The organism is Candidatus Magnetobacterium casense (assembly GCF_000714715.1).
Taxonomy (GTDB): domain Bacteria; phylum Nitrospirota; class Thermodesulfovibrionia; order Thermodesulfovibrionales; family Magnetobacteriaceae; genus Magnetobacterium; species Magnetobacterium casense.
Genome location: NZ_JMFO01000031.1, coordinates 1 through 22,389 on the forward strand (window position 1 = coordinate 1; position 22,389 = coordinate 22,389).

At 47.3% G+C, this 22,389-nt stretch carries 18 protein-coding genes; 5 read left to right on the forward strand and 13 right to left on the reverse strand.

Translation table 11 applies throughout. From position 1 onward, the window contains the following. The 13 genes from Mcas_RS18870 to Mcas_RS13215 form a co-directional block, all read right to left on the reverse strand. Positions 1-246: IS1634 family transposase N-terminal domain-related protein (locus Mcas_RS18870; RefSeq protein WP_492208018.1), on the reverse strand; the 246-nt coding region annotated here is incomplete at its 3' end. Between the two features lie 134 nt (positions 247-380). After that, positions 381-932: a hypothetical protein gene (locus Mcas_RS13160; RefSeq protein ID WP_156033372.1), complete on the reverse strand. Its 552-nt coding sequence runs from the start codon at positions 930-932 to the stop codon at positions 381-383. Positions 933-1,897: 965 nt separating this feature from the next. Continuing rightward, the gene (gyrB, locus tag Mcas_RS13165; RefSeq protein WP_081853869.1) at positions 1,898-4,348 is read right to left on the reverse strand and encodes a DNA topoisomerase (ATP-hydrolyzing) subunit B; all 2,451 of its coding nucleotides are present in this window, start codon (positions 4,346-4,348) and stop codon (positions 1,898-1,900) included. An 8-nt stretch (positions 4,349-4,356) separates the two neighbouring features. After that, positions 4,357-4,836 carry a chemotaxis protein CheD gene (locus Mcas_RS13170; RefSeq protein ID WP_040336018.1) on the reverse strand — a complete coding sequence of 160 codons (480 nt, stop codon included), beginning with the start codon at positions 4,834-4,836 and terminating at the stop codon, positions 4,357-4,359. 15 nt (positions 4,837-4,851) lie between these two features. Next, positions 4,852-5,763 carry a sensor histidine kinase gene (locus Mcas_RS13175; protein ID WP_040336019.1) on the reverse strand — a complete coding sequence of 304 codons (912 nt, stop codon included), beginning with the start codon at positions 5,761-5,763 and terminating at the stop codon, positions 4,852-4,854. 76 nt (positions 5,764-5,839) lie between these two features. Beyond that, entirely contained in the window at positions 5,840-6,946 is a 1,107-nt protein-coding gene (dnaN, locus tag Mcas_RS13180) for a DNA polymerase III subunit beta (RefSeq protein ID WP_040336020.1), read from the reverse strand. A 30-nt stretch (positions 6,947-6,976) separates the two neighbouring features. After that, the gene (dnaA, locus tag Mcas_RS13185) at positions 6,977-8,308 is read right to left on the reverse strand and encodes a chromosomal replication initiator protein DnaA (protein WP_040336021.1); all 1,332 of its coding nucleotides are present in this window, start codon (positions 8,306-8,308) and stop codon (positions 6,977-6,979) included. Positions 8,309-8,559: 251 nt separating this feature from the next. Further along, positions 8,560-9,664, reverse strand: a protein-coding gene (prfB, locus tag Mcas_RS13190) for a peptide chain release factor 2 (protein WP_156033374.1) whose coding sequence is annotated in 2 segments (ribosomal slippage) — positions 8,560-9,609 and positions 9,611-9,664 — 1,104 coding nt in all. Because the reading frame shifts where the segments join, the coding sequence is not laid out codon by codon here. Continuing rightward, complete coding sequence (gene lnt / locus Mcas_RS13195; protein ID WP_081853870.1) at positions 9,621-11,324, reverse strand: apolipoprotein N-acyltransferase; 1,704 nt, start codon at positions 11,322-11,324, stop codon at positions 9,621-9,623. Before lnt ends, prfB begins: the two co-directional genes overlap by 44 nt. 303 nt (positions 11,325-11,627) lie before the next feature. After that, a complete protein-coding gene (gene gspD / locus Mcas_RS13200) occupies positions 11,628-13,844 on the reverse strand; it encodes a type II secretion system secretin GspD (protein ID WP_052567457.1) in 2,217 nt (738 codons plus the stop codon). A 12-nt stretch (positions 13,845-13,856) separates the two neighbouring features. Beyond that, a complete protein-coding gene (locus tag Mcas_RS17025) occupies positions 13,857-14,726 on the reverse strand; it encodes a type II secretion system protein N (RefSeq protein WP_081853871.1) in 870 nt (289 codons plus the stop codon). A gap of 117 nt (positions 14,727-14,843) precedes the next feature. After that, entirely contained in the window at positions 14,844-17,714 is a 2,871-nt protein-coding gene (locus Mcas_RS13210; RefSeq protein WP_040336022.1) for a tetratricopeptide repeat protein, read from the reverse strand. 3 nt (positions 17,715-17,717) lie between these two features. Then, a complete protein-coding gene (locus tag Mcas_RS13215; RefSeq protein WP_040336023.1) occupies positions 17,718-18,926 on the reverse strand; it encodes an ATP-binding protein in 1,209 nt (402 codons plus the stop codon). A gap of 334 nt (positions 18,927-19,260) precedes the next feature. Here Mcas_RS13215 and Mcas_RS13220 point away from each other — a divergent pair, with 334 nt between their 5' ends. From Mcas_RS13220 to Mcas_RS13240, 5 genes are all read left to right on the forward strand, one after another. Further along, a complete protein-coding gene (locus tag Mcas_RS13220) occupies positions 19,261-19,740 on the forward strand; it encodes an RrF2 family transcriptional regulator (protein WP_081853872.1) in 480 nt (159 codons plus the stop codon). Next, positions 19,737-20,003 carry a sulfurtransferase TusA family protein gene (locus Mcas_RS13225; RefSeq protein WP_040336024.1) on the forward strand — a complete coding sequence of 89 codons (267 nt, stop codon included), beginning with the start codon at positions 19,737-19,739 and terminating at the stop codon, positions 20,001-20,003. Before Mcas_RS13220 ends, Mcas_RS13225 begins: the two co-directional genes overlap by 4 nt. A gap of 17 nt (positions 20,004-20,020) precedes the next feature. After that, positions 20,021-21,205, forward strand: a complete 1,185-nt coding sequence (locus Mcas_RS13230) for a cysteine desulfurase family protein (protein WP_052567462.1) — start codon at positions 20,021-20,023, stop codon at positions 21,203-21,205. A 91-nt stretch (positions 21,206-21,296) separates the two neighbouring features. Next, positions 21,297-21,680, forward strand: coding sequence for a Fe-S cluster assembly scaffold protein NifU (gene nifU, locus Mcas_RS13235; protein ID WP_040336045.1), 384 nt, complete (start codon positions 21,297-21,299; stop codon positions 21,678-21,680). Positions 21,681-21,837: 157 nt separating this feature from the next. Beyond that, positions 21,838-22,278, forward strand: a complete 441-nt coding sequence (locus Mcas_RS13240; protein WP_040336025.1) for a GspH/FimT family pseudopilin — start codon at positions 21,838-21,840, stop codon at positions 22,276-22,278. The last annotated feature ends 111 nt before the right edge of the window (positions 22,279-22,389 follow it).

The following is a 22,389-nucleotide window of genomic DNA, read 5'->3' on the forward strand; positions in this document are numbered from 1 at the left end:
GAGTGCACCAAACTTTAATCCTGTTTTCACGCTAACCTTATCCGTCTCTATCACTTTCTTATCTATTGGTTTTCCAGTGCCTGTCAACATGTCTCTGATCATCCTGATAATATTTGCAGGAAGATGTGTAAGATTTGATAAAGTCCGTTTTTTTACCTTGCCATCATCCCTATAGGATTCACGTAATAATATCCTCGTGTGACTTTTGCCACTAGATGTCTTTATCGTTGAGTAATCTATATACATAGTGACTACTATTATATATCATAGTTAATTTAATTGTCAAGCGTTATTTTTGTACATTCGACTATTTTAGTGTCTACATTTTGGCTAAAAAATATCCGTACCCTGCCATCTTTATTGATATCTATGCTTACTGTTTACAGAATATCCGTTTTAATACGATCTGCAAACTCCGCCTCTTTATAGGTACCTGACTTGTCATCAAAATCAACAAGGATAAATAAAATCTTAGTGCTAAATTCGCCTTTTGGAGCTACTTTTGGATTGAGAACACCTCTCAATGCGTGTTTTTTCTTTAACTCCTCTTTTGTCAGATTTACATGTTCTTTTAAAGTAGGAGGCGGTAGTTTATCAGCCCTGGTATTTGTTAAAACAGGAGTAGTACCGCTATAAGAGGCTATATAATACCAGTAGCCGTCATCAGACTTTTTGATCGAATAACCGGCGACGGTCTCAACCCAATGGTGCCACTCATCACCTATTGCTCTTGCCTCAAAACTACTACCATCTGGTTGGACAACCTTCTGGACTGTTGGATTAGCAGGCACACCCTCGGCAATAGTGCCAAACCCCATACCTAACAGCATAATTGTAACTGTGAACAAGGTTAGTAACATCGATTCTGCAGTACAACGTAAGGTACAACAACAACTTTTCTTGTAAACATTGGTAACTAAAGTCCCTTTCATTTCTAATCCTCCGTTTGATTTTGGACGTTTAAAACACCAGTTTTTTTCTGAGCACAAAGGCTATTCTCAACTGTTGCAACAATTACTTTCATCTATACTTTTTCACACACATACCACCCCCTTTGCGTTATAAATGAACTTGTCCCACAAGCCGCAACACCCTACGCTGCTTAATGGTAACACCACACTCTATGCTTATATATGTGACATAAGCGGATTAAAACTGAGGCATAATAAGGAAAATCCCGCTACCTATCCATACGCAACACCTCCCCACCCGGCAGTATGAAGCACAAATAAGGCGCCAACTTGTTTGTTTTCTATTGAAAAGTTATTAAACGGTGTGTTATAATTACGATTGAGTGATTGAGTGATTGAGTGATTGAGTGATTGAGTGATTGAGTGATTGAGTGATTGAGTGATTGAGTGATTGAGTGATTGAGTGATTGAGTGATTGAGTGCAATAGTTTTGCCAGAGTCCCCCGGCCCCTCCCAAAATTATCTATCTCACATCTACCCATAACATAGAATAGCACTAACGCAAATACAAATGTCAACCCCCCGGAAAAATAAAAAATGTATCCTCTTAAAAAAGCAGGGTAAAATTTATTTCACGGTTAAAAGGCATGGATTCCTGCTTTCGCAGGAATGACAGTTACAGCCGTTTCCCAAGTGTGCCTGCCCCCCTGTTCAGGCCAGGGGCAAGCTCTGGCTCGAACCATGTCCCTGGCTTGAACAGGGAAGGGGTCATTCCTGGCTTGACCAGGAATCCAGGGTGCGTAAAAGTAGAGTTACCGTGAAATATAAAGAGGATACGAAAACTCCATGTTTCCGATAACCATCGAGCCAACAGATAAGTATCGGCAATTATGGGGTCAAGGGGACTGGTCCCCTTGCAGGGGGTTCTAAAGGGGGGCGGAGCCGCCCCTTTCTTTCTTTGTCTTTTGTCTTTGCCGTTTCTTATTTCAGATGTCGATGTTTTTTGCTTCGAGGGCGTGCTTTGTGATGAATTCCTTGCGGGGTTCTACCTGGTCGCCCATGAGGATCGTGAATATCTCATCGGAGGCCACCATGTCATCAATGGTCACCTGCATCATGGTGCGCTTGTCAGGCTCCATCGTTGTCTCCCACAATTGCTGCGGATTCATCTCACCAAGCCCCTTGTAACGCTGAATGTACAATCCCTTCCTGGCCACCTTCATAACAAACTCCAGAAGTTGCGTCGTCGTATCAAAGACACTCTCAACACCCTGATTCGCTATCCTGTAGGGCGGCGTGCCAAGCTCCCGTGCCAACTGATAGTAGCCCTCAAGCTCCCTGAACTCCGGAGATCTGACAAAATCCGCATTAAGATGCACCTTCTTATTTTCCCGGATTATAACCGCCGAGTGACTCTGATGCTCCATGTCAAACTCCACGTCGGTAACCTCCACGTCCCTGAACTCCTCTTTGAGACGTAAGAGCAGGGCATCAAAGGTCTCCTGCTCCCTAAGACACTGAGGCAGATTATCAACCCCAAGCAGCGCCATAAGCACCTGGGCATCTTTACCACGGGCGGAGTGCCACTGCACTATCTTCTCAAGACCGGTCAAACGCTTCAAGTAGGGAATAAGCGCCTTGCCCTTTACCGTGGTGTCCTTCAAAGTCAACTCAAGGTCTACCGAGGCCAGCTCAAGGAGCATCTCTTGTAATTGCTGATCGTTTTGTATGTATTTTTCCGTCTTGCCCTTTTTGACCCTGTACAGGGGCGGCTGCGCAATGTAGAGATAACCTCGCTCTATGATCGACGGCATCTGACGGTAAAAAAACGTCAACAGCAACGTCCGAATGTGTGCCCCGTCAACATCGGCATCCGTCATCAGCACTATCCTGTGATAACGGAGCTTGGATATGTCAAACTCATCCGACCCGATGCTTGTACCCAAGACGGTTATGAGCAGCCGAATTTCATCGGAGGAGAGCATCTTGTCAAAGCGCGCCTTTTCAACGTTCAATATCTTACCACGCAAGGGGAGTATGGCCTGATACCTCCTGTCCCGACCCTGCTTTGCCGAACCACCGGCAGAATCGCCCTCCACTATAAACAGCTCACTCTGTGCAGGGTCTTTCTCCGAGCAATCGGCCAGCTTTCCAGGCAGCCCCGTCCCCTCTAACAACCCCTTGCGACGCGTCAACTCCCTGGCCTTTCTGGCAGCCTCTCTGGCACGAAAGGCCTGCAACGCCTTTTCGATGATCTTCTTGCCCATGGCCGGATTCTCCTCAAACCACGCCCCAAGGACATCGTTTACAATGGACTCCACAATCCCCTTGATTTCGGTGTTGCCGAGCTTCATCTTGGTCTGCCCCTCAAACTGGGGGTTGGTCAGCTTGACGCTCACAACGGCCGTCAACCCCTCCCTGACGTCATCACCCGACAATGGCGGGGCATTTTTGAGCAGTCCGGCAGAGGCGGCATAGGTGTTGGTCGTCCTGGTGAGGGCCGCCTTAAACCCGCTCAGATGCGTCCCACCCTCTCTGGTGTTTATGTTGTTGGCAAACGTGTATATCATCTCCGCATAGCCATCGTTGTACTGCATGGCGATTTCTATTGAGGTGCCATCCCTCTGACCCGTGATATAGAGCGGTTTGTCCTGCACATGTACCTTGTTGCGATTGAGGTGCTCCACAAAGGACACGATACCACCTTCATAGTGGAAGGTCTGTCTTTTATCACCGGTCTCATCGCTGAGGTTTATGGTCAGCCCCTTGTTGAGAAAGGCCAGCTCCCTGAGGCGCTGGGAAAGGACATCGAAAACAAACTCGACTGTCTCAAATATCTGACTATCAGGCTTAAAGACTATCTTGGTGCCGCGCCTGTCGGTCTGTCCCACAACCTCAAGGGGGCCACTGGGAAATCCCCTCTGAAAACGCTGGTGAGATACCTTACCATCACGCCTGATCTCCATCTCAAGCCACTCACTGAGGGCATTGACCACCGATACCCCCACACCGTGCAACCCCCCGGATATCTTATAGGCATTGGAGTCAAACTTACCCCCGGCATGAAGCTCCGTTAAGACGATCTCGGCGGCAGTCCTACCCATAGGGTCATCGGCATGTACGTTGGTTGGTATACCGCGGCCATCATCTATCACCGTGCAACTACCATCGTGGTGGAGTATGACATCAATGTTGCGGCAAAACCCTGCCAGTGCCTCATCCACACTGTTGTCAACCACCTCATAGACAAGGTGATGCAAGCCCTCTACACCCGTGGTCCCTATGTACATTGACGGCCTGGTGCGCACACCCTCAAGGCCCTTGAGTATCTTGATTGAAGTGGCTTCGTAGTTGTCAGCATTTTCGGCAACCCCTTCGGTAACTTCAACATCTATGACGTCTGTATCTTTTACGCTGTTTTCAGCACGTTCTTCCATTAATTTAATCACTCCGTAGTCTTTTTTACCTTCTTTAATAATACGCCACCCGTCTCCGTTTTAAATACGATCTTGCGTCCCAGGGTTCCGCCCACGTCCGAACTCACAATAGATATACCTTCCTCGGCAAGCACATCCTCGGCAACAATGATGTTTCTCTCTCCAACGTTTAAAAGCCCCGAGGACTGCTGCATCATCGCAGCCCCCCCAAAAATCTTGGCCTTCAGGGACTTCTTGTTACACCCCAGAGACAGCATTTTTTCTATCAACTTATCAATCGCTATATTTCCATATCTCGGAGACGGCAAACCCTCTCCATTCCACAGGGGAAGCAGGTAGTGATTCATCCCGCCATACTTCAGCACCGGGTCCCACAGGCACACCGCCACACACGATCCCAGGATTGTGGTAATGGCACAAGGCTCTCTGTGGACATAGATATTGCCTGGATATAAGAAGTGATCATATATGCTTTTGTCAGATTCCATGCTTGTCGGCGGCACCTAAAATTCCCCTTCCTCATCAAAGAGAAATTCATTGCCATCGGCTGAGAACACATCACTGTTGACATCCGTCTCTGATTCGGGTATGGACACCGAAAAGATACTTCCCTTACCCTTAGTGCTTGCAACGGTGATCTCCCCGTTTAACATCTCCACAATGGCCTTGGTAATACTCAGTCCAAGGCCGTGACCTTTATGGGTCTTTGTGCTGCCGGTTTCCAACTGTCTGAATCTGTCAAAGATAGCATATTTTTCTTCTTCCGCTATACCAATGCCACGGTCCTTTACGGTTATTCGCAGCTCATTTGACTCCCTCCACACCTTTATTTCTACCTCAGACCCATCGGGGCTGAACTCTATAGCGTTGGACAGGAGATTGGCAACGACAATCTGTAGCTTTTCGGGGTCTGTTTTAAAAAAAGGTTCCGTGTCTTCTTCCCTTCCACAATCGTGTATAAAATTAAGAGTTATCCCCTTTACCTCTGTCGTGTGTTTGAACGAGTCTATGGTGGTATTAATAACTGAAAAGCAATCAACTATAGATATACCAGGAACGGCCTCACCGGCCTCAAGCTCCGCAGCAACAAATACATTTTTGAGTTGAAAATCAAGACCAAAGGCCTCCTGATAAATAAGACTTGCCATTGTGGATATGTCATCAGGGTCTGACTTTGCTTTCATCGCACTTCTTATAAGCTGCTCAGACAGACCCAGGATGGCCGCCAGGGGATTATTGATTTCGTTTTTTATATTCGACAGGAAACTCGATTTTAATGACTCCGATTCCTGTAGCTTTTTGTTCAGAGCCTCCAGCTTCCTTGTCATAACCCTCAGATCATGTAGGGCCTTCTCCTGTTCCTGGAAGCGTTTCTTGAGTTCATCTATCAATTCCGTATCCGTTAAGCGTTTCATATAACAAAATCTCCTTTATGCCTAGGGGTGTACCACGCTGCGATAAAATCAGGCGGTTCACCCTGTTTTTTTTATTTTATATCCTTATGGGCATTAATACGCATCGATAGTCGTCAGAGCCTTCTTCCTTAAAAAGCGTTGGATTAAGCGTATCCAACAACTCCATGCTCACCATTGGAGATTGCATCGATAGTAGTGTATCCAGCAAGAACTTTGCGTTAAGCCCCATTGTAATTGGTTTTGCCTCATACTGCACAATCACACTGTCTTTGGCCTCTCCAATTTCAGGGTCCGAAACGGAGACGGCAAAGACATTATTTTCTATATCCACCTTCATAACACGAGTCTTGTCCCTACTTATGACCAGTATCCTTCGCAGGCATTTGATAAGCTCCTCCCGGTCAATAACAACCATTTTGTCATTGTTGGCCGGTATAACTTGTTCGTAGTTTGGATAGGCGCCATCTATCAATCTGGTAAGAAACTCCTTGTCGTGTAAATAAAATAGCAAATGATTCTTTGTTATATCAATAACTACATCCTCGTCTATGGTAGCTAATATTTTCTTTAGCTCTATTACGGCCTTTTTGGGAACTATTACCTTGATCTCATCCTCGAAGTCAACGTCCATATCGCGGCTGACAATTGCAAGCCTATGCCCATCCGTACCCACGATGCAGAGCTTCTTACGACTTCCAATCAGGTGCAGGAGCACGCCGTTAAAGGCATAACGGGGGTCATTCTCTCCAGCGCAGTATATGGTCTTCTCAAACATTGATAGTAGTGTTTCAGAGTGTAAGGTGATAGTTTTCTTGTTAGACAGCTTTGGCCAAACCGGATAATCATCGGGATTCATACAAGCAATCCTGAACAAGCTCTTACCGGACTTCAGCTTTACCCATCCCTGGCCATCATACTCCAGTTCCAGGTCATCCTCAACCTCCCTGGAGATATCAAAGAGCCTCCTGCCAGGCAAACACAAAGTAACGTCCTCCTGTATACCTTCTATATTTATAGGCTCCTTCAGGGCAACCTCAAGGTCGGTTGCATATATCTCACCCTTTTGGGTACCCAGGGTAAGCAGAAAATTATTTACAATAGGCAGTGTCGTCTTTTTTTCGACTATACCCTGTATATCGGCCAATTTGTCATGTATCTCTTGTCTGTTTATAACGATCTTCATCAATAAACCCCCTTTAATCTAATCATAACCCTATGGTTTAATCCTGTTAATAATCTGCTGTACCACTTTATTAAAGCCCTCGTCTTCCTGCATTTTGGTATCCACCTGCTTACACGCATAGATAACCGTGGCATGGTCCTTACCACCAAAGGCCTTACCGATGTCACCTAAAGAGAGGTCTGTCAGTTGTTTGGATATATACATGGCCAACTGCCTTGGTATTATCAATTCCTTGGTACGTTTCTTGGCCTTGATATCGGTCAGTTTTACCCCGTAATATTCACACACCATCTTCTGAATATTGTCAATGGTGATAGGTTTTATGTCGTCGTAGAACAGGTCTTTCAGTACATTCTTTGCCACTGCAACGCTGATAGGCTGTCCCGTGAGATTTGAGTGTGCAGCCAGCTTTATGAGACATCCTTCAAGCTCCCGGATGTTTGAACGCACACGTGAGGCAAGATAGTAGGTTACATCGTCAGGAAGCAGTATCTTCTGGTCTTCTGCCTTGCGTTGCAGGATGGCTATTTTGTGTTCCACCGTTGGTTGCTGGATATCCGCTATTAGTCCCATTGTGAAACGGGATTTGAGTCGATCTGTTATTGCTCCCAGTTCCTTGGGAGGACGGTCGCTGGATATCACTATCTGCTTCTGTCTCTCATACAGGGCATTAAAGGTATGAAAGAACTCCTCCTGTGTCTGAGTCTTGTTTGCTATAAACTGCACGTCGTCTATTAAGAGCATATCGAGGCTTCTATATTTATCCTTTAGTTCGCTCATCTTTTCGTGTCTTATGGCGGACACCACCTCGTTTGTAAATTGCTCCGAGGAGACGTAAAGCACGGTAGCCGTAGATAACCGTTCTATTACCTTGTTGCCTATAGCATTTATGAGATGGGTCTTACCAAGTCCGACGTCGCCGTAGATAAAGAGCGGATTGTATGCACGCCCCAGCGACTCACTCACCGCCAGCGCAGCCGCATGGGCAAATTGATTGCTCGCACCAACCACAAAATTTTCAAACGTATATTTTACATTTAAGTAGATACCCTTACCGGCAAGCCTCATTTTTTTAGCCTGCTGCATGATGTCCTTTTTGACCTGTTCGGTTGCCTGTTCCGTGTCCACCTTAAACTTCAATGTCACCGCACCAGAGACCACCTCACTCAATGCCTCGTCAAGCAACCCGGGATAGTTGTCCTCCACCCAGTCCCTGAAGAACCTGTTGGGTACCAACAAGACTGCGTCCGTTTCGTTTAGTTCAACAAGCCTGATTGGCTTAAACCAAAGCTCAAATACCGATTCCGTCACCCGGGACTGTACAATCATAAGACTGTCATGCCAAATCTTTTCTAAATTCATAACTTATAAACAAGTTATCAACAATTGTTAATAACTCCCCCTTAAACCTGTTATTAAACTACCTGATAATATGTTGAAAAGATCACTTCTTTGAGTTATCATCAATTTCGAAACGTAAGCAGTCAATTCACTGACAACGTTACAAACAACATAAAATCCCTTGTTTATTGATGTAGTGGAGACTATACACATATTAACATCACCTACTATAACTACTATTTTTATTATTAATATATAGATCAAGAATAGACTTATACGTTTTTTTTCCAAAAGAGAAAATCTCTTATGAACGAATCTATGTTACCGTTAAGGATAGCATCGGTATTTGATGTCTCACACCCTGTCCGGTGGTCCTTGACCATCTTGTAGGGATGTAGGACATAAGACCGTATCTGACTACCCCACTGGATATCCTTCTTGTCACCAATGATACCTGCCATCGTTTTATCCTGTTGCTGAAGTTGTCTTTCATACAAACGAGACTTGAGAATTTTCATGGCGCGATCCTTGTTTTTGTGTTGAGATCGTTCGTTCTGACACGATATCACTATGCCGGTGGGATAATGGGTGATCCTTACAGCGGAGGATACCTTGTTTACATGTTGACCGCCTGCCCCTGATGCCCTGAAAGTGTCTATTCTCAGATCATCTTCCTTGATTTCTATCTCAACGTCCTTTTCTACCTCAGGAAAGATCAGCACTGCCGTAAAAGACGTATGTCTTTTCTTGTTGGTATCGAAAGGCGATATCCTAACGAGTCTGTGTACACCAACCTCTGATTTAAGGTACCCATAGGCATATGGACCCTCAAACGTAATAGTTACGCTTTTGATACCGGCCTCCTCACCTACAAGTATGTCCGTTATTTCAGCCTTGTATCCGGTGCGTTCGGCCCATCTCAGGTACATCCTCATCAACATTTGTGCCCAATCCTGACTCTCTGTACCACCCGCTCCGGGGTGTATCTCCATGATGGCATTGCAACTGTCCAGTTTGTTGGAAAGGATGTGTCTGAGCTGCAGGTCGTCTATTTTCTTTTCGGTGCTGGATAGTTTGTCCTCTATTTCCTTAGTAAATAGTTGTCCATCTTCCTCGTCCAGTATTGATAGTGAATCGCTGAGGTAAGCAACATCAGAGTTTACGTCCTCAAACGAGTCTATAATACCCTGCAGGTACGCCCTCCTCCTCTGTAGTTCAGCGAGTTTTTCGTGTGAGGACCAGTGCTCACTGCTTGTCAGCATGGTGTTGATAGATTCTATTTCGTTGGAGAGTTTCTCTATCTCAAAGATAACCTCTAAGTCCTTCTACTTTCTCACGAAGTGGCTTTATTTTTTCCTTTAATTCCAGTTGAGCGATCATTTTTTTTTATCCTCCATTGTGCCGATTGTTTTTTGATAAGTTTTATTACAATTAATAAATTAAGGATATTACACAGGGTGACAAATACGTTGCCATAGGCCGTGTAAAAAGTCATGGAACCGTCCTTGTTGATGGTATCGGTTAAGGCGACAGTTTCAAATAGTTCCGTCTTAGACTGTACCCGTCCACTACTATCGACAAAACCCGATATGCCAGTATTGGCGGCCCTGATTAGGGGCTTTCTGTTTTCCACTGTCCGCAGCACCGCCATTGCAAAGTGTTGGTAAGGCCCCGATGTCTGACCAAACCAAGCATCGTTTGTTATGGTTACTATAAAGTCACCTCCATATCTGTAAAATTCCCTAACCAGGTTCGGGAAAATTATTTCGTAGCATATTAGTGTTGCAAACGTGCCAAATGGCGTTTTGGCAACGTTGCGGTTATTACCTTTAATAAATTCTCCAATGCTAACCACAAGTTTATCTATAAAGCCCAGCACATCCTTCAGTGGTATATACTCACCGAAGGGAACCAACTTAATTTTATCATAAGTGTACAGTGTTTTACCAGTGGGTGATAATAGCACGGCGCTGTTTGACAGGGCGAGGGTTTTATTATTTTTATACCCCCGTACCAGGTCTGAGCCAAAGAGCAGGTGGGTGTTTAGGGTCTTGTGGAATTCAAGGAGGCGGTTGGTGTATTCCTCCTCGCTCATAAACAGAAACGGCAGTGCTGACTCCGGCCAGACGATGAGTTGAGGGTTGTTCTTTGCGGCCTGTGAGCTTAGGGCCTCATACCTACTAAAGCAATAATTTCGGAATCGTTCATCCCACTTCATATCCTGTCTGAGGTTACCCTGGATGACGCTTATGGTGACCGGGTTGCCTTTTGGGATGTCCTTGAGTTTGATGGTGCCGTACCACAGGACACAACCCATGATGACGGCAAACATTAAGGTTTCCATTGCCAGGTTTCGCCTGAATGCGTTGACATTCATCCAGGAGGCGATGATATCGGTTATTAGGGCGTTTGCGTATGCGATCAAAAACGATAGTCCGTAGACTGCCGTGATATCGGCGATCTGTATTAGCGGCAGGACCTTGTACTGTGTGTATCCCAGTAGTGACCAGGGGAAGCCCGTAAAAACGATGCCGCGTAGGTATTCGCCTCCCACCCATAGAGTGGCGGTGGCCAGGTTCAAGGGCAGTTGTGTCTTTTGGTGGGTGAATCGGACGAGCGTTGCGAACAGGCTGGTATAGATGCCTTCGTATGCGCACAGGACGATGACCACCAGAATGCTTATCACAAAGGGCACGTGGCCAAAATGGTTGATTGAGTGGTATATCCAGTATTGGGTGCCGAAGAAGAATATAAGTCCCGTGATGAATCCTGCCGTTCGTGCCGAGGTCGTCGGGTATCTGATGCTGATCAAGAGTGGTGCAAGTCCTACCCAGGCCAGCGGGTACAAGTCCGGCTTCGGAAACGACAAGGCAAGCAACACCCCTGAGAGGATGGGCAAGAAGAAGGCAAAGAGAAGAAAGGAGAAGGCTATGCCACTCCCCCTCAGACCCCCTCCTGCAAGGGGAGGGGCGAGGCGCACCCGCCCCGGGTACGAAGAAGTCCCCTTGACCCCATTATATTCAACTTGAAAGCTCATTTATAATTATCGTGTTGATTAGTTGCTTATAATAAATGAAGGAGTGTTAAAAAGAAAAGAGGAATAATTTGGCTATTACAGATTTTGAGCGGGTAGAACCAACAACCCCATGTATGGGCAGTATGGAAGGATAAATGGTTAAGTCTTGTAATGTTGCCTATAGTCTCCAATGTTTTCGAGGGAAAGCCTATAAAGGACCATGCGGTAGATTATACTACCCGCTCCCGTTGGTCGCTAACCTTAAGTTGAGTTACCCACATGAAGTAAGAAGGAACTTTTCTTTTCTTCTGCCCTTTTCATATCCTAACGCTGCAACTGTTTCAACAAACGTTCTGATTCGGCGAACCGCACCTGGGGCATACCCTGAAGCTCGCTTAATATGCCACCGGGTTCCTTGTCGGGCGGGACGCTTACTATATAGATGCCCTGGGACTGTTCCACCCTAACAACGGTTGCCCCCACGCTGCTGATTAGTTGTTCAGCCTGTTGCTTGTCCACGTATTCCTTGAACCTGATTATAAACCTCTCCGGCAGCTTTGCCTCTTTTGCCTCCTTCTGATCAGGCAACCTGGCACTGTCTCTCATAAAAGCACCCTTGTCCTCTGTGATCTTCCTGAGCTCATCTGCGTTGTGGATGATGTGAGGGGTCAGAAACACCATCAGATTTATCTTCTTCGTGGACGACGACTTTTGCTTAAACAACCACCCCAGTATGGGGATGTCCCCAAGTATGGGTACCTTTTGAAGGCTCTCCTGCTCCTTCTCCTGGATCAGACCGCCGATGACAACCGTTTCGTTGTCTTTGGCAAAGACAGTTGTCTTGGTGGAACGCTTGGTAGTAGTGGGGCCTACGGAGATCAGAATGTCGGAGTTTGACTCGCTCTTTACGGAGGATATCTCCTGGTAGAGTTCGAGCTTGAGGTAGTCGCCCTCGGTTATGTGCGGGGTAATCTTCAGTGATATGCCGACGTCTTTCCGCTCGATGGCGTTCATCACGGAGAGTGAGCGCGAGGCGTCTGTTTCGCGTTTGGTGATAAATGGGACGTTTTCACCAACCATGATTTCGGCCTCCTTGTTGTCTGAGGTCAGTATCTGTGGCGTAGAGAGGATGTTTACCACGCCCTTGAACTCATCAAGGCTAAACAACGCTGCATAACCAGGCACAGACAACGTTGATGACGTCGTGGTACCGTCGGAGTTTACGGTCGTATAGGGGACGTTGACGAAGCTGCCCATACCGCCTATCCCAAATCCGCTCAGACCATATACGATGTTCTGCATGGTTGTGGTGCTGATCTGCCCCGAGCCAAAGGTAAAACGGGGCTCGCCATTTTCCTTGACCATCATCCGCCACTTGCTACCCAACTCCACAAGATCGTCTATGGAGACCTCGATGATCATGGCCTCGACAAATACCTGTTTGCGGCGTCTGTCGAGCTTCTTTATGACATCCGTAAGGTTAATGTAATCGCTGCGTGAGGCTATGATGACCAGGGAGTTGGTGGCCTCATCGGGGGTGATGAGGATGTCGCCTGAGGCCGCAAAGGGCATGGCCTGAGCCTTTTCACCGGCCTTCTCCTGACCGGGCTGCACGCGCTTGATGAGGCTGTCAAGGACTTTTGCAAGCTCACCCGCGTTGGCGTTTTCCAGGAAGTACACGTTAATGCTCCCCTGTGCCTCCGGCGAAGGGACATCGAGCATGTCTATGAGTTGCCTGATCGGTTCCCTGTCGTTTTTGGAGCCGAAGATCACAAGTGCGTTCAGACGCTTGTCGGCACTGACATAGACGTCGGTTTTGGCAGTGGGTGGTTGTTGTCCGGCACGCTTGGCGATGCTCTTTTGGATACCTTCGTTTAGCGTCTTTGCGAGGGACTCGGCGGCGGCGTTATGTAAGAAGACGATTTCGGGTTTATCCATCGTTGAGGGTTGGTCTATCTTTTTCAGAATGTAGAGTATCTTTTCGATGTTGACGCCCGAGTCAATGACCAGGAGCATATTGCGCGGGCTGAATTCGCCTATATAGCCCTCCTTTGAGACTATGGGCCTGAGAAACTGAACGGCCTCATCACTTGAGAGGTTTTCCAGTTGGATGAGTCTGGCGACATAGCCCTCATTTATGGTATGGCTGGTGGTTGTCGATAGTTCGATCCCCTTGTGTCTGGCCTCAGCCGAGGGAACGATCTTGTACGTGTTTGTCCCGGCGGGTACGACCGTGTAGCCCTTGAGTTCCAACACCGACGTAAAGAGTCTGAAGGCATCGGCCTTATTAAGGGGCGAGGGCGCCACTATTGTAATCTTGCCCTTGAGTTGCTCGTCAAATATGATGTTCTTGCTTGTCAGTTCGCTGACGAACTTGGCTATGGCCGGCAGCTCCACCCCGACAAAGTTGAACACGACCTTTTCATCTTCTTTCTTGTTGCTACCTGGTTCTGCCGCCAGCGGCGTCCCACACCATAGCGTCAGGTATATGAGGACTAACGCGGCAAGCGCCGGCAATATTTTAACGTCTCTGTTTGTCATGATCCTGACCTCTCATTTTATCTGATAGCTGAGGGTTACCTTTGTGCCCTCGCGCAGTATGTCCAGTTGCAGGTCGCTGACCCCTCTGAGGGCGCTAAATGCCTGCAACCCCGTCTCAGGATTTGTTATATCGTACTTGTTGACACTGAGCAAGACATCCCCGTTTCTCAATCCCAGTTGTTCATAGATGCCGCCCTTTTTGATCTCCTGGAGCAGAAATCCTTCCTGTTTGCCGTTGTTAAAGCGTGGTTGTAGCCGTGCCTCTGTCATCAGTGCCTTTGGATTGTCAATGGCCTCCTGGACCTTATTTGCGCTGAGGACGTAGGAGTTTGTCGCCGTAGGTCTGATAAAGGAATCGGAGGTTGCCACGGGGGGAGCAACCGATGCTGTCTGTGGCGTGGTCAAGGGTATCTCTGCCAGGGTGAGTTTTGTTCCGTCTTTGAGTATCACGCTGTCGGGGAGCACTTTGTCCAGGATGGCCGTCTTAAATACCGTATCACCGGTCTTGAACACCTCCTGGGTGCCACGCTCATCCTCGATTATTGCATAACCGGTGCCCCTGTTGCCGGCGATAGCTCCAATGAGCCTCAGCTTTGTCATCACTACATCGACGGTCTTTTGTGGGCCGGTGAGCGGTGACAGCCCCTCCGACTTTATCCCAAAGGGGTTATTGCTGATCACCGTTGCGTAGTCCATCAGGGACTTTGCTGCCTGTGAGGGTTTCTCCGGTGGCAGTGGTCTCTTTGCGACGACATCCCTCAGGCGGAATGATATAATATCCCGCACCACGTACATAGAGGTCAGTATCAATGCGGCAAGCAATATCGCCCCTGCAAGGAATATCGCCCGCTCTCTGGTTAGAATGTCTCGTAGTCTGTGCATATCGTCGGTACGTCCATTGTATCATAAGTGAACCACAAAAAGAAAAGAGAAGACAAGGAGGGCGGCTCCGCCCCCTCCTTGACCTCCCCCGCAAGGGGGCCAGCCCCCTTGACCCCATTATGTGAGGGCGTGTAGTTGTTTTACGACTTCTGATAGCGCCTTGTCGGTTAGGTACAGTTTGGCATCGGGGGAGTCTGGTTCGCTGATGCACGTCCATATTTTGAGTATTGCGTCGTCGAATGGGACGTCTGATGTTTTTAGGTGGTGTAGGGTTTTGTCGATGGCGTTTGCGTTTGCTTTATTGATCAGGTAGAGTTTATAGATTCCGAGGGCAAGGTTTTTGATTTCTTGTTCTTGTTTGTCGTGGGGGAGCAGGGATTTTATGTATGTTGTGTATAGAGGGAGCAGTCGTGAGATGTTATCGGTGTTTTGGTTAGGGAGTTTGAGGTAGATAGATAGTTTTATGGCAGAGAACAGTAAGTCGATGTCTTCTGATGGGGCAGTTGTCTTTGCTTGGGTGATGATTTCGCTGAGGTGTTCTTCTACGATGTCGTACTTTCCAAGTAGTAAAAGGAATGTGAGGAGGATTGGCTTTGAGTGTTTAGCGTTACCGTTTTTTGCATAGAGCTGCTCTATGTAATCGCCGGGGGAGAGTTTAGTTAGTAAAGAATGTATAAGTACAAGATATGGGACACTATTCATAAGATCGGTAAGCAGGTTTTCGTTAATCTGGAGAAGTCTCAGATATACTAAGATAGCTTCATCATATCTTGCTAACTTTAGAAGGCAATCACCCCAACCTCCATAGGCTTGATAATCATTAGGAATTATTTGAATGACTCTCTTAAACATATCGATAGCTTCATCATATCTTGCTAAATTTAGAAAGCTACTACCACAAGCCCCATAAGCATTATAATTATTAGGGTTGATTTCTATGGCTTTCTCATATACATCTATGGCTTCATTATATTTGTTTAACAATCTAAGACAATCACCTAAAAGTCTATAAGCATTATAATCATTAGGGTTGATTTCAATGACTCTCTTAAACATATCGATAGCTTCATCATATCTTGCTAAATTTAGAAAGCTACTACCACAAGCCCCATAAGCATTATAATTATTAGGGTTGATTTCAATGGCTTTCTCATATACATCTATGGCTTCATTATATTTGTTTAACAATCTAAGACAATCACCTAAAAGTTTATAAGCATTATAATCATTAGGGTTGATTTCTATGGCTTTCTTACACATATCGATAGCTTCATCATATCTTTTTAACATTCTTAGGCAATCACCCCAAAGTATATAAGCATTATAATCATTAGGTTTGATTTCAATGACTCTCTTAAACATGTCGATAGCTTCATCATATCTTTTTAACATTCTTAGGCAATCACCCCAAATCCCATAAGAGTTATGATCATTAGGATTTACTTCAATGGCTTTCTTACACATATCGATAGCTTCATCATATCTTTTTAACATTCTTAGGCAATCACCCCAAATCCCATAAGAGTTATGATCATTAGGATTTACTTCAATGGCTTTCTTACACATATCGATAGCTTCATAGTATTTTTCTAACGCCATATATTCAATAGCCTTTCTTAAAAGCTCTTTTATACCTTCAGGCGTTTCTTCTTCCTCATCCCCACCACTCCACAACTTAGTAAGCGCCTCAAGAGACTTGCAATAGTCCTTGTTCCTATCTATAAACTCCGCTGCTTTAATGAACAGTCGTTGATAAAAAGCATTAGACACATCCCCCATTTCGCCTTCTCTTAACCTCCTGGCCTTATCGGATACGGCAGAGGTGCCGTAGAGCATCAGCAGAAACTCTATAAGCCAACGTATTTCTTCCCTGTGACCAGAGTCGCGCATCTGAAACCAGATTCGATACATGTACTCGTTCAGGCAGTAATAATGGGAAGTGCCTTTTTTCAGGGCAATCCGAACGTAACCGTTGTCCTTGAGGGTCTTCATGTAGTTCCTTACCACTGCCTCATCCATTTCGAGGTGTTTTGCTATGGTAGACGGGCTTAATGCCGGTTCGTGTGCTGCCATGACGTTTATTATCTTTATCATATTTTCAGGCAGATCGCTAAATATGCCTTGAAAGTAAGGGGTCAACTCATTAAGGAGCCTGTCCATGATGTCTAATACATCCTGCGTGACGTCGGCCTTGATGATGTCCGCAAGGAAGACGACCATCCGCGGGTTTCCACCGGCAAGGGAGCAGATCGTCCTTAGCTTGGCGTCCAGATCGGGGCTGTTTCTTGCCTCGTCGCAACCCTCCAGGAGCTTGTTGACAAGGAGCCTTATGTCCTCGTGGGCCAATTCCTTTAGGATAGAGGTATAAAAGAAATCGTAAAACGGGAGGCTGTGGTCGCGTATCTCCTTGAAGATGGTGGTTGCCGAGCCAATGATCAATACCGCATCATGGGTCTGAAGATACGCCCTCAACTGCTTTTGCTCAATAACGCTAAACCTCTTGCCAAGCAACAGTTGGAGGTTCTCCGTAAGCAGCAGGATAAACCTCCCTGTCTTTTGGTGTATCCACGTAAGCAGCGAAAAACCGTAATCCGCCTTTTCGTTCGGTTTGAGAATCTTGAGTTTGCCGATGCGCCCCTGGAGTTCACCGGCAATGTCCGTATGGGTTAATCCCAACTCGGAGACCATATCCCTTAACGTCCGCTCAAGGAAATCAGCGATGCTATAGACGCTCATCAGCTCTTCCGGAAAGAGGATCGGCAGCCACAGGTCTTTGAGCTTGGGGTCGGCTTTTATCTCGTGATACAGGAGTGTGAGCAGGTGCGACTTCCCCATCCCCCTTGGGCCAACGAGCATCCAGTGCTGCCTGGGGGATTGCCCTGGGGGCAGATCAAGCTCTGACTTGATGTCGTTGACAAGCCCCCATCTGCCCACAAAGTAGTTCTTCAACTGCTCGTAGGTCAATTTACGTGGATTGTAGGTATACATGGCTTACAGTCTCCTTATTGACCACCAGTCCTTCAACATCGGCGATGCAAACCTGAGCTTACCATAGTCTGTTGGATCCTCAAGGAGATAGCCCTCAAAGATAAGCCGCTCCACGACCTCGTGGAACTTGTCAAAGTCAATGTCGCTTGAGAAGTGTACGTTGTAAAGCTGCTGTTCATCCATTGCCCCACGGCACAGGGTCTTTAGGACTTTCTTTGCACAATCCATCTGGATGGAGTCCAGATATACATCCAATCGTTCAGAGAACATTGACAAATTGTTGCTGCCACCAGTTATCATGTTGTTATAAGCATGTGTTACGTGGGTATGGGTAAGGCGTGTTTGTCCTGTATCTATAAGTGTTTGTATGATCAATTGTCCATAATATGCCGAGCCTCCTTCAATCTTGGATATCAGAAATGTCAGGGCATCCGGGTGGTCTATGGATATGCCCTTTGGTTGAAACAGGGCATCAACAAGGGTTCTGGCCTCATTTTCTTTTAGCGGGGGAATCTTAAGTGATTCAAGATCAGCTATTCTCTTGGTCAACCCTATGCCTTCCAGTGTCTTTCTGATGTTTATGGAACCACAGAAGACAAACTGAAATTTGTTCTGGCTCGAGTTGCTCTGCCTTAATGTTCTCAACCATGCTGTCAGATTGTCAACCGTTTTTACATAATCAGCATGGGATGGGGCGTTGTTTTTGATGTTCAACAGCATATCGGGAAACTCGTCAAAGACGAGGACGGTTGTTTTGTTTATGGAGTTAAGACATTGGATAAGAGGCTCAAGCTCTTTCCTCAAGTCCTCCGGTTTCATGGCACTTGTCCTTTCACGCAGCTCTACGGCAAAATCATAGGCCTCTATTTTTGCAACGTTGGCCGAAAAAAAACCGACAACAGTGCTTGTAAAGTCCTTAATCTTCGCCCAATGCTTCCTGAACCAGTACAGTCGTATCAACTCCTCAAGGCACTTATTATAGAAATCATGGACGGAGCCGATCCCTTCCAGGTCAAAAAACAGTACCTGGAAATTATCCCTCTCCTTTTCTTGTCGCTCAAATTCCTTGATAACACTTGTCTTGCCAAACCTCCTTGGGGCATCAATAAGCACGGAAGCCCTCTCTACATGCTCTCTCAGTCTATCAACCAGATACAGCCTTGTGCTTAGATAGTTTTCGCCGACAACCGGCATACCAAGAGTGCTTTTCATAGCACACCTCCTTTATATATTGCATACGCATGTTTCATGTACACATAATAACATAGCATACGTTAAAAATCAATATACGTATATAGAATTATTACGCATATCCTTTTGCTATACATACCCTGTTCCCCTGCCACTGCCAGCCGCATGACGCCTATGTAAACAATGGGGCATTGGTTTTTTTTCAGGCTGTTCCAAGATTTTCAAAAGTTGCCGGTCCACTTTCCCTGACGCGTCAAACCCATGCTTTATCTCCTTTGCACTGCAATCACCCGAAACGAGCTACCTCATCAAAATAATACTTGACAAAATTAGTAGGGTATTTTATAATCAGATCATGTTGCGATTATCGACAAAGTGCCAGTACGGGGTACGAGCGATGTTTGAGATAGCAAAGGGCTATCCCGATACCCCTATAACCATCAGGGAGATAGCGCAGAGGCAGGATGTCTCTGTCCCCTACTTGGAGCAGATACTGGGCAGACTGAGAAAGACTGGTTTGGTAAAGAGCGTCAAGGGTCCCGGGGGAGGGTATCTGCTGGTCTCAAGCCCTGAGCGAGTGACTATTGGCGCCATCGTGTCGGACCTTGAGGGACCGGTGGCGATCACGTCGTGCCTGGACCCCGATGAGGGATGTGTCAAGATCGACGGCTGCGTTGTCCACCTGTTGTGGAAGGCGCTGGGCAGACAGATCGAGGACTTCCTCAACACCATCACCCTGGTTGACCTCCTTGAGGGTAGCCAGTTTGACAGCCAGATGCTCATGGCTGCAACGGAGGCAACATCCAGGTTGGCCGACAGGACTGTCATTGCATGAGCTTGAAGTTTGTTGACAACGTAAAGGCTGATGTGACCTCTGACATAGTCTACATGATGTGCCCGATGCACCTGCTGAAACTGGAGGAACACATCAACGAACTCGACAACGGACAGATACTGGAACTGCTGACCGATTATGATGGGGCATTGGAGGACGTCCCGGCCTGGTGCGACAAGACCGGTAACGAGTTTGTAGGCATAGACGAGGCCGAAGATTACTACAAAATATACATAAGAAAAACACGCAAGACGGTAAGTTAGTACGTGGAGGTTTTACTATGAGATACTTCGATCATGTTGCAACCAACCCCCTGTTGCCGGAGGTGTTGGATGTGATGATGCCATACTTCAAGGAGCAGTTTGGCAATCCGTTAAGCCCCTACGACCTTGGCATATCGGCCAAGGCGGCCATCGATGATGCCAGGGCACAGGTAGCAGCCCTCATCAACGCAAAGGCGGCAGAGGTCGTATTTACATCCAGCGGTGCGGAGTCAAACAACTTTGCCCTCAAGGGCATAGCGCTGGCAAAACAGCAATCGGGCAACCACATAATAACGTCAAAGGCCGAGCACCACTCAATCCTCAACACGGCACGGTCGCTGGAAAAACTCGGCTTCGTCGTGACCTACGTCGCCGTGGACAAGTATGGCCTGGTAGACCCCCAAGACGTAAAAAAGGCCATAACAAAGGATACGACCATTATATCGGTCACATATGCCTCAAGCGAAGTGGGTAGCATAGAGCCAATCAAGGAGATAGCCGCAGTTGCTAAGGCACACAATGTGACGTTTCACGTTGACGGCGTTGCCGCCGTCGGGGCGATCCCCGTTGATGTGGCAGACCTTGGAGTTGACCTGTTGAGTCTGACGGCGCACCAGTTCTATGGCCCCAAGGGTGCCGGGGCGCTGTACATCAGAGGTGGACAGCGAATACTACCGCTGATCTACGGCGGTATACAGGAAAACGGTCGTCGTGCCGGTACGGAGAACGTCCCTGCCATCGTGGGTATGGGCAAGGCGGCAGAGTTGACCAGGAGAGACCTTGCCGGTCGTATCACGCACGTCACGAGGCTCAGGGACAAACTCATCGATGTTATCGGCAAGATCGACGGCGTTCATCTGACGGGACATCCTGACAACAGGCTACCCGGACATGCGAGCTTTGTTGTTGAATACATCGAGGGAGAGGCGATGCTGTTGATGCTCCAGGGCAAAGAGATCGTTGCAGCCAGTGGTTCGGCCTGTACGTCCAAGGCGCTGAAGGCCTCTCCGGTGTTGATTGCCATGGGGGTGCCACCGAGCATGACGCATGGGTCGATTGTATTTTCCTTTGGCGTTGGCAATACGGAGGAAGACGTCGATGCCATCAACGAGGAGCTGCCAAGGATCATAGCCAGGCTCAGAGAGATATCACCTTTTGGAAGGAACGGGTGGGGACAATCAGAACCGGAGGCTACACAATGACCGCAGTAAGCGGCACCGATCAGTGCAACCGGCGATATATGCCCAGCCTGTGGAGATTAAACAAGACAAGCGCTTCAGTGGAGGTGAATTTATGTATAGCAAGAAGTTAATGGATCACTTTACGAATCCGCGCAACGTTGGTGAGATACCCGATGCCGATGGTGTAGGGATGGAGGGTAATCCCACGTGTGGGGATGCCATGAAGTTGTTCATAAAGATTGAGGATGACCGGATAGTGGACGCCAAGTTTCAGACATTTGGTTGTGGAGCGGCCATAGCGGTATCGAGTATGATAACGGAGATGGCCAAGGGCAAGACGCTGACAGAGGCACTGGCCATCACGAAGGAGTCTGTGGCCGATGCGCTGGATGGTCTGCCGCCACAGAAGATGCACTGCTCAAACCTCGGCGCAGATGCCCTCAGAAAGGCCATCGAAGACTACAGAAGCAAGCTGACACAAGCCGACACAACATAAAAGATACGCTTCTTTTTCGCTCCATGAGGGGTCAGCGCCCCCGGCTCAATGCGCTCCTGGCCCCTTCAGAACCCCTGCAAGGGGCTGGCTCCTTTTGTGGCAAGATAGCGATTATGTTTGTTGCCTAAAACGGTGCCGTTTGGTTAAAATATAACCCATGCGACAGGTGCTTAACCGGCGTGGATTTACGCTTATCGAAATCATAGTTGTCCTGTTGCTGATGATGATCATCATGGCGGTGGTGGCTGTTGGTTTTACACACTCCTCGCCAACGGCCAAGCTGCGGGCTGCCGTCAGGGAACTGGCCGCCACAATGCGGTACATGAAAAACATGGCGCAACTCAAAGGGCAGGAGCAAATACTCACCGTGGATATGGACAGCGGGCTTATCGTGTATAAAAACAGAACCAAGACACTCCCAAAGGGCGTGAGCATAGCCATCAACGACCCCAATGAGGGGGAACTCACACGCGGTAAATGGACAGTCACATTTTATGCCGAAGGTGGCTCCACAGGTGGCGAAATCAAGCTGTTCAACCAAAAACACTCGTTCCTCGTAACCATAGACCCCGTCGTGGGCAGCGTCATAAGCAAGTAGACAAGGGCACGGATGGCATTTTGCGCCCATATGTGCCTACCCCTGGCTCGAACAGGGGTCATTGCTGCGCAAGCAGGAATCCATTAGCCACTACTTTCTTATGCATCCTTT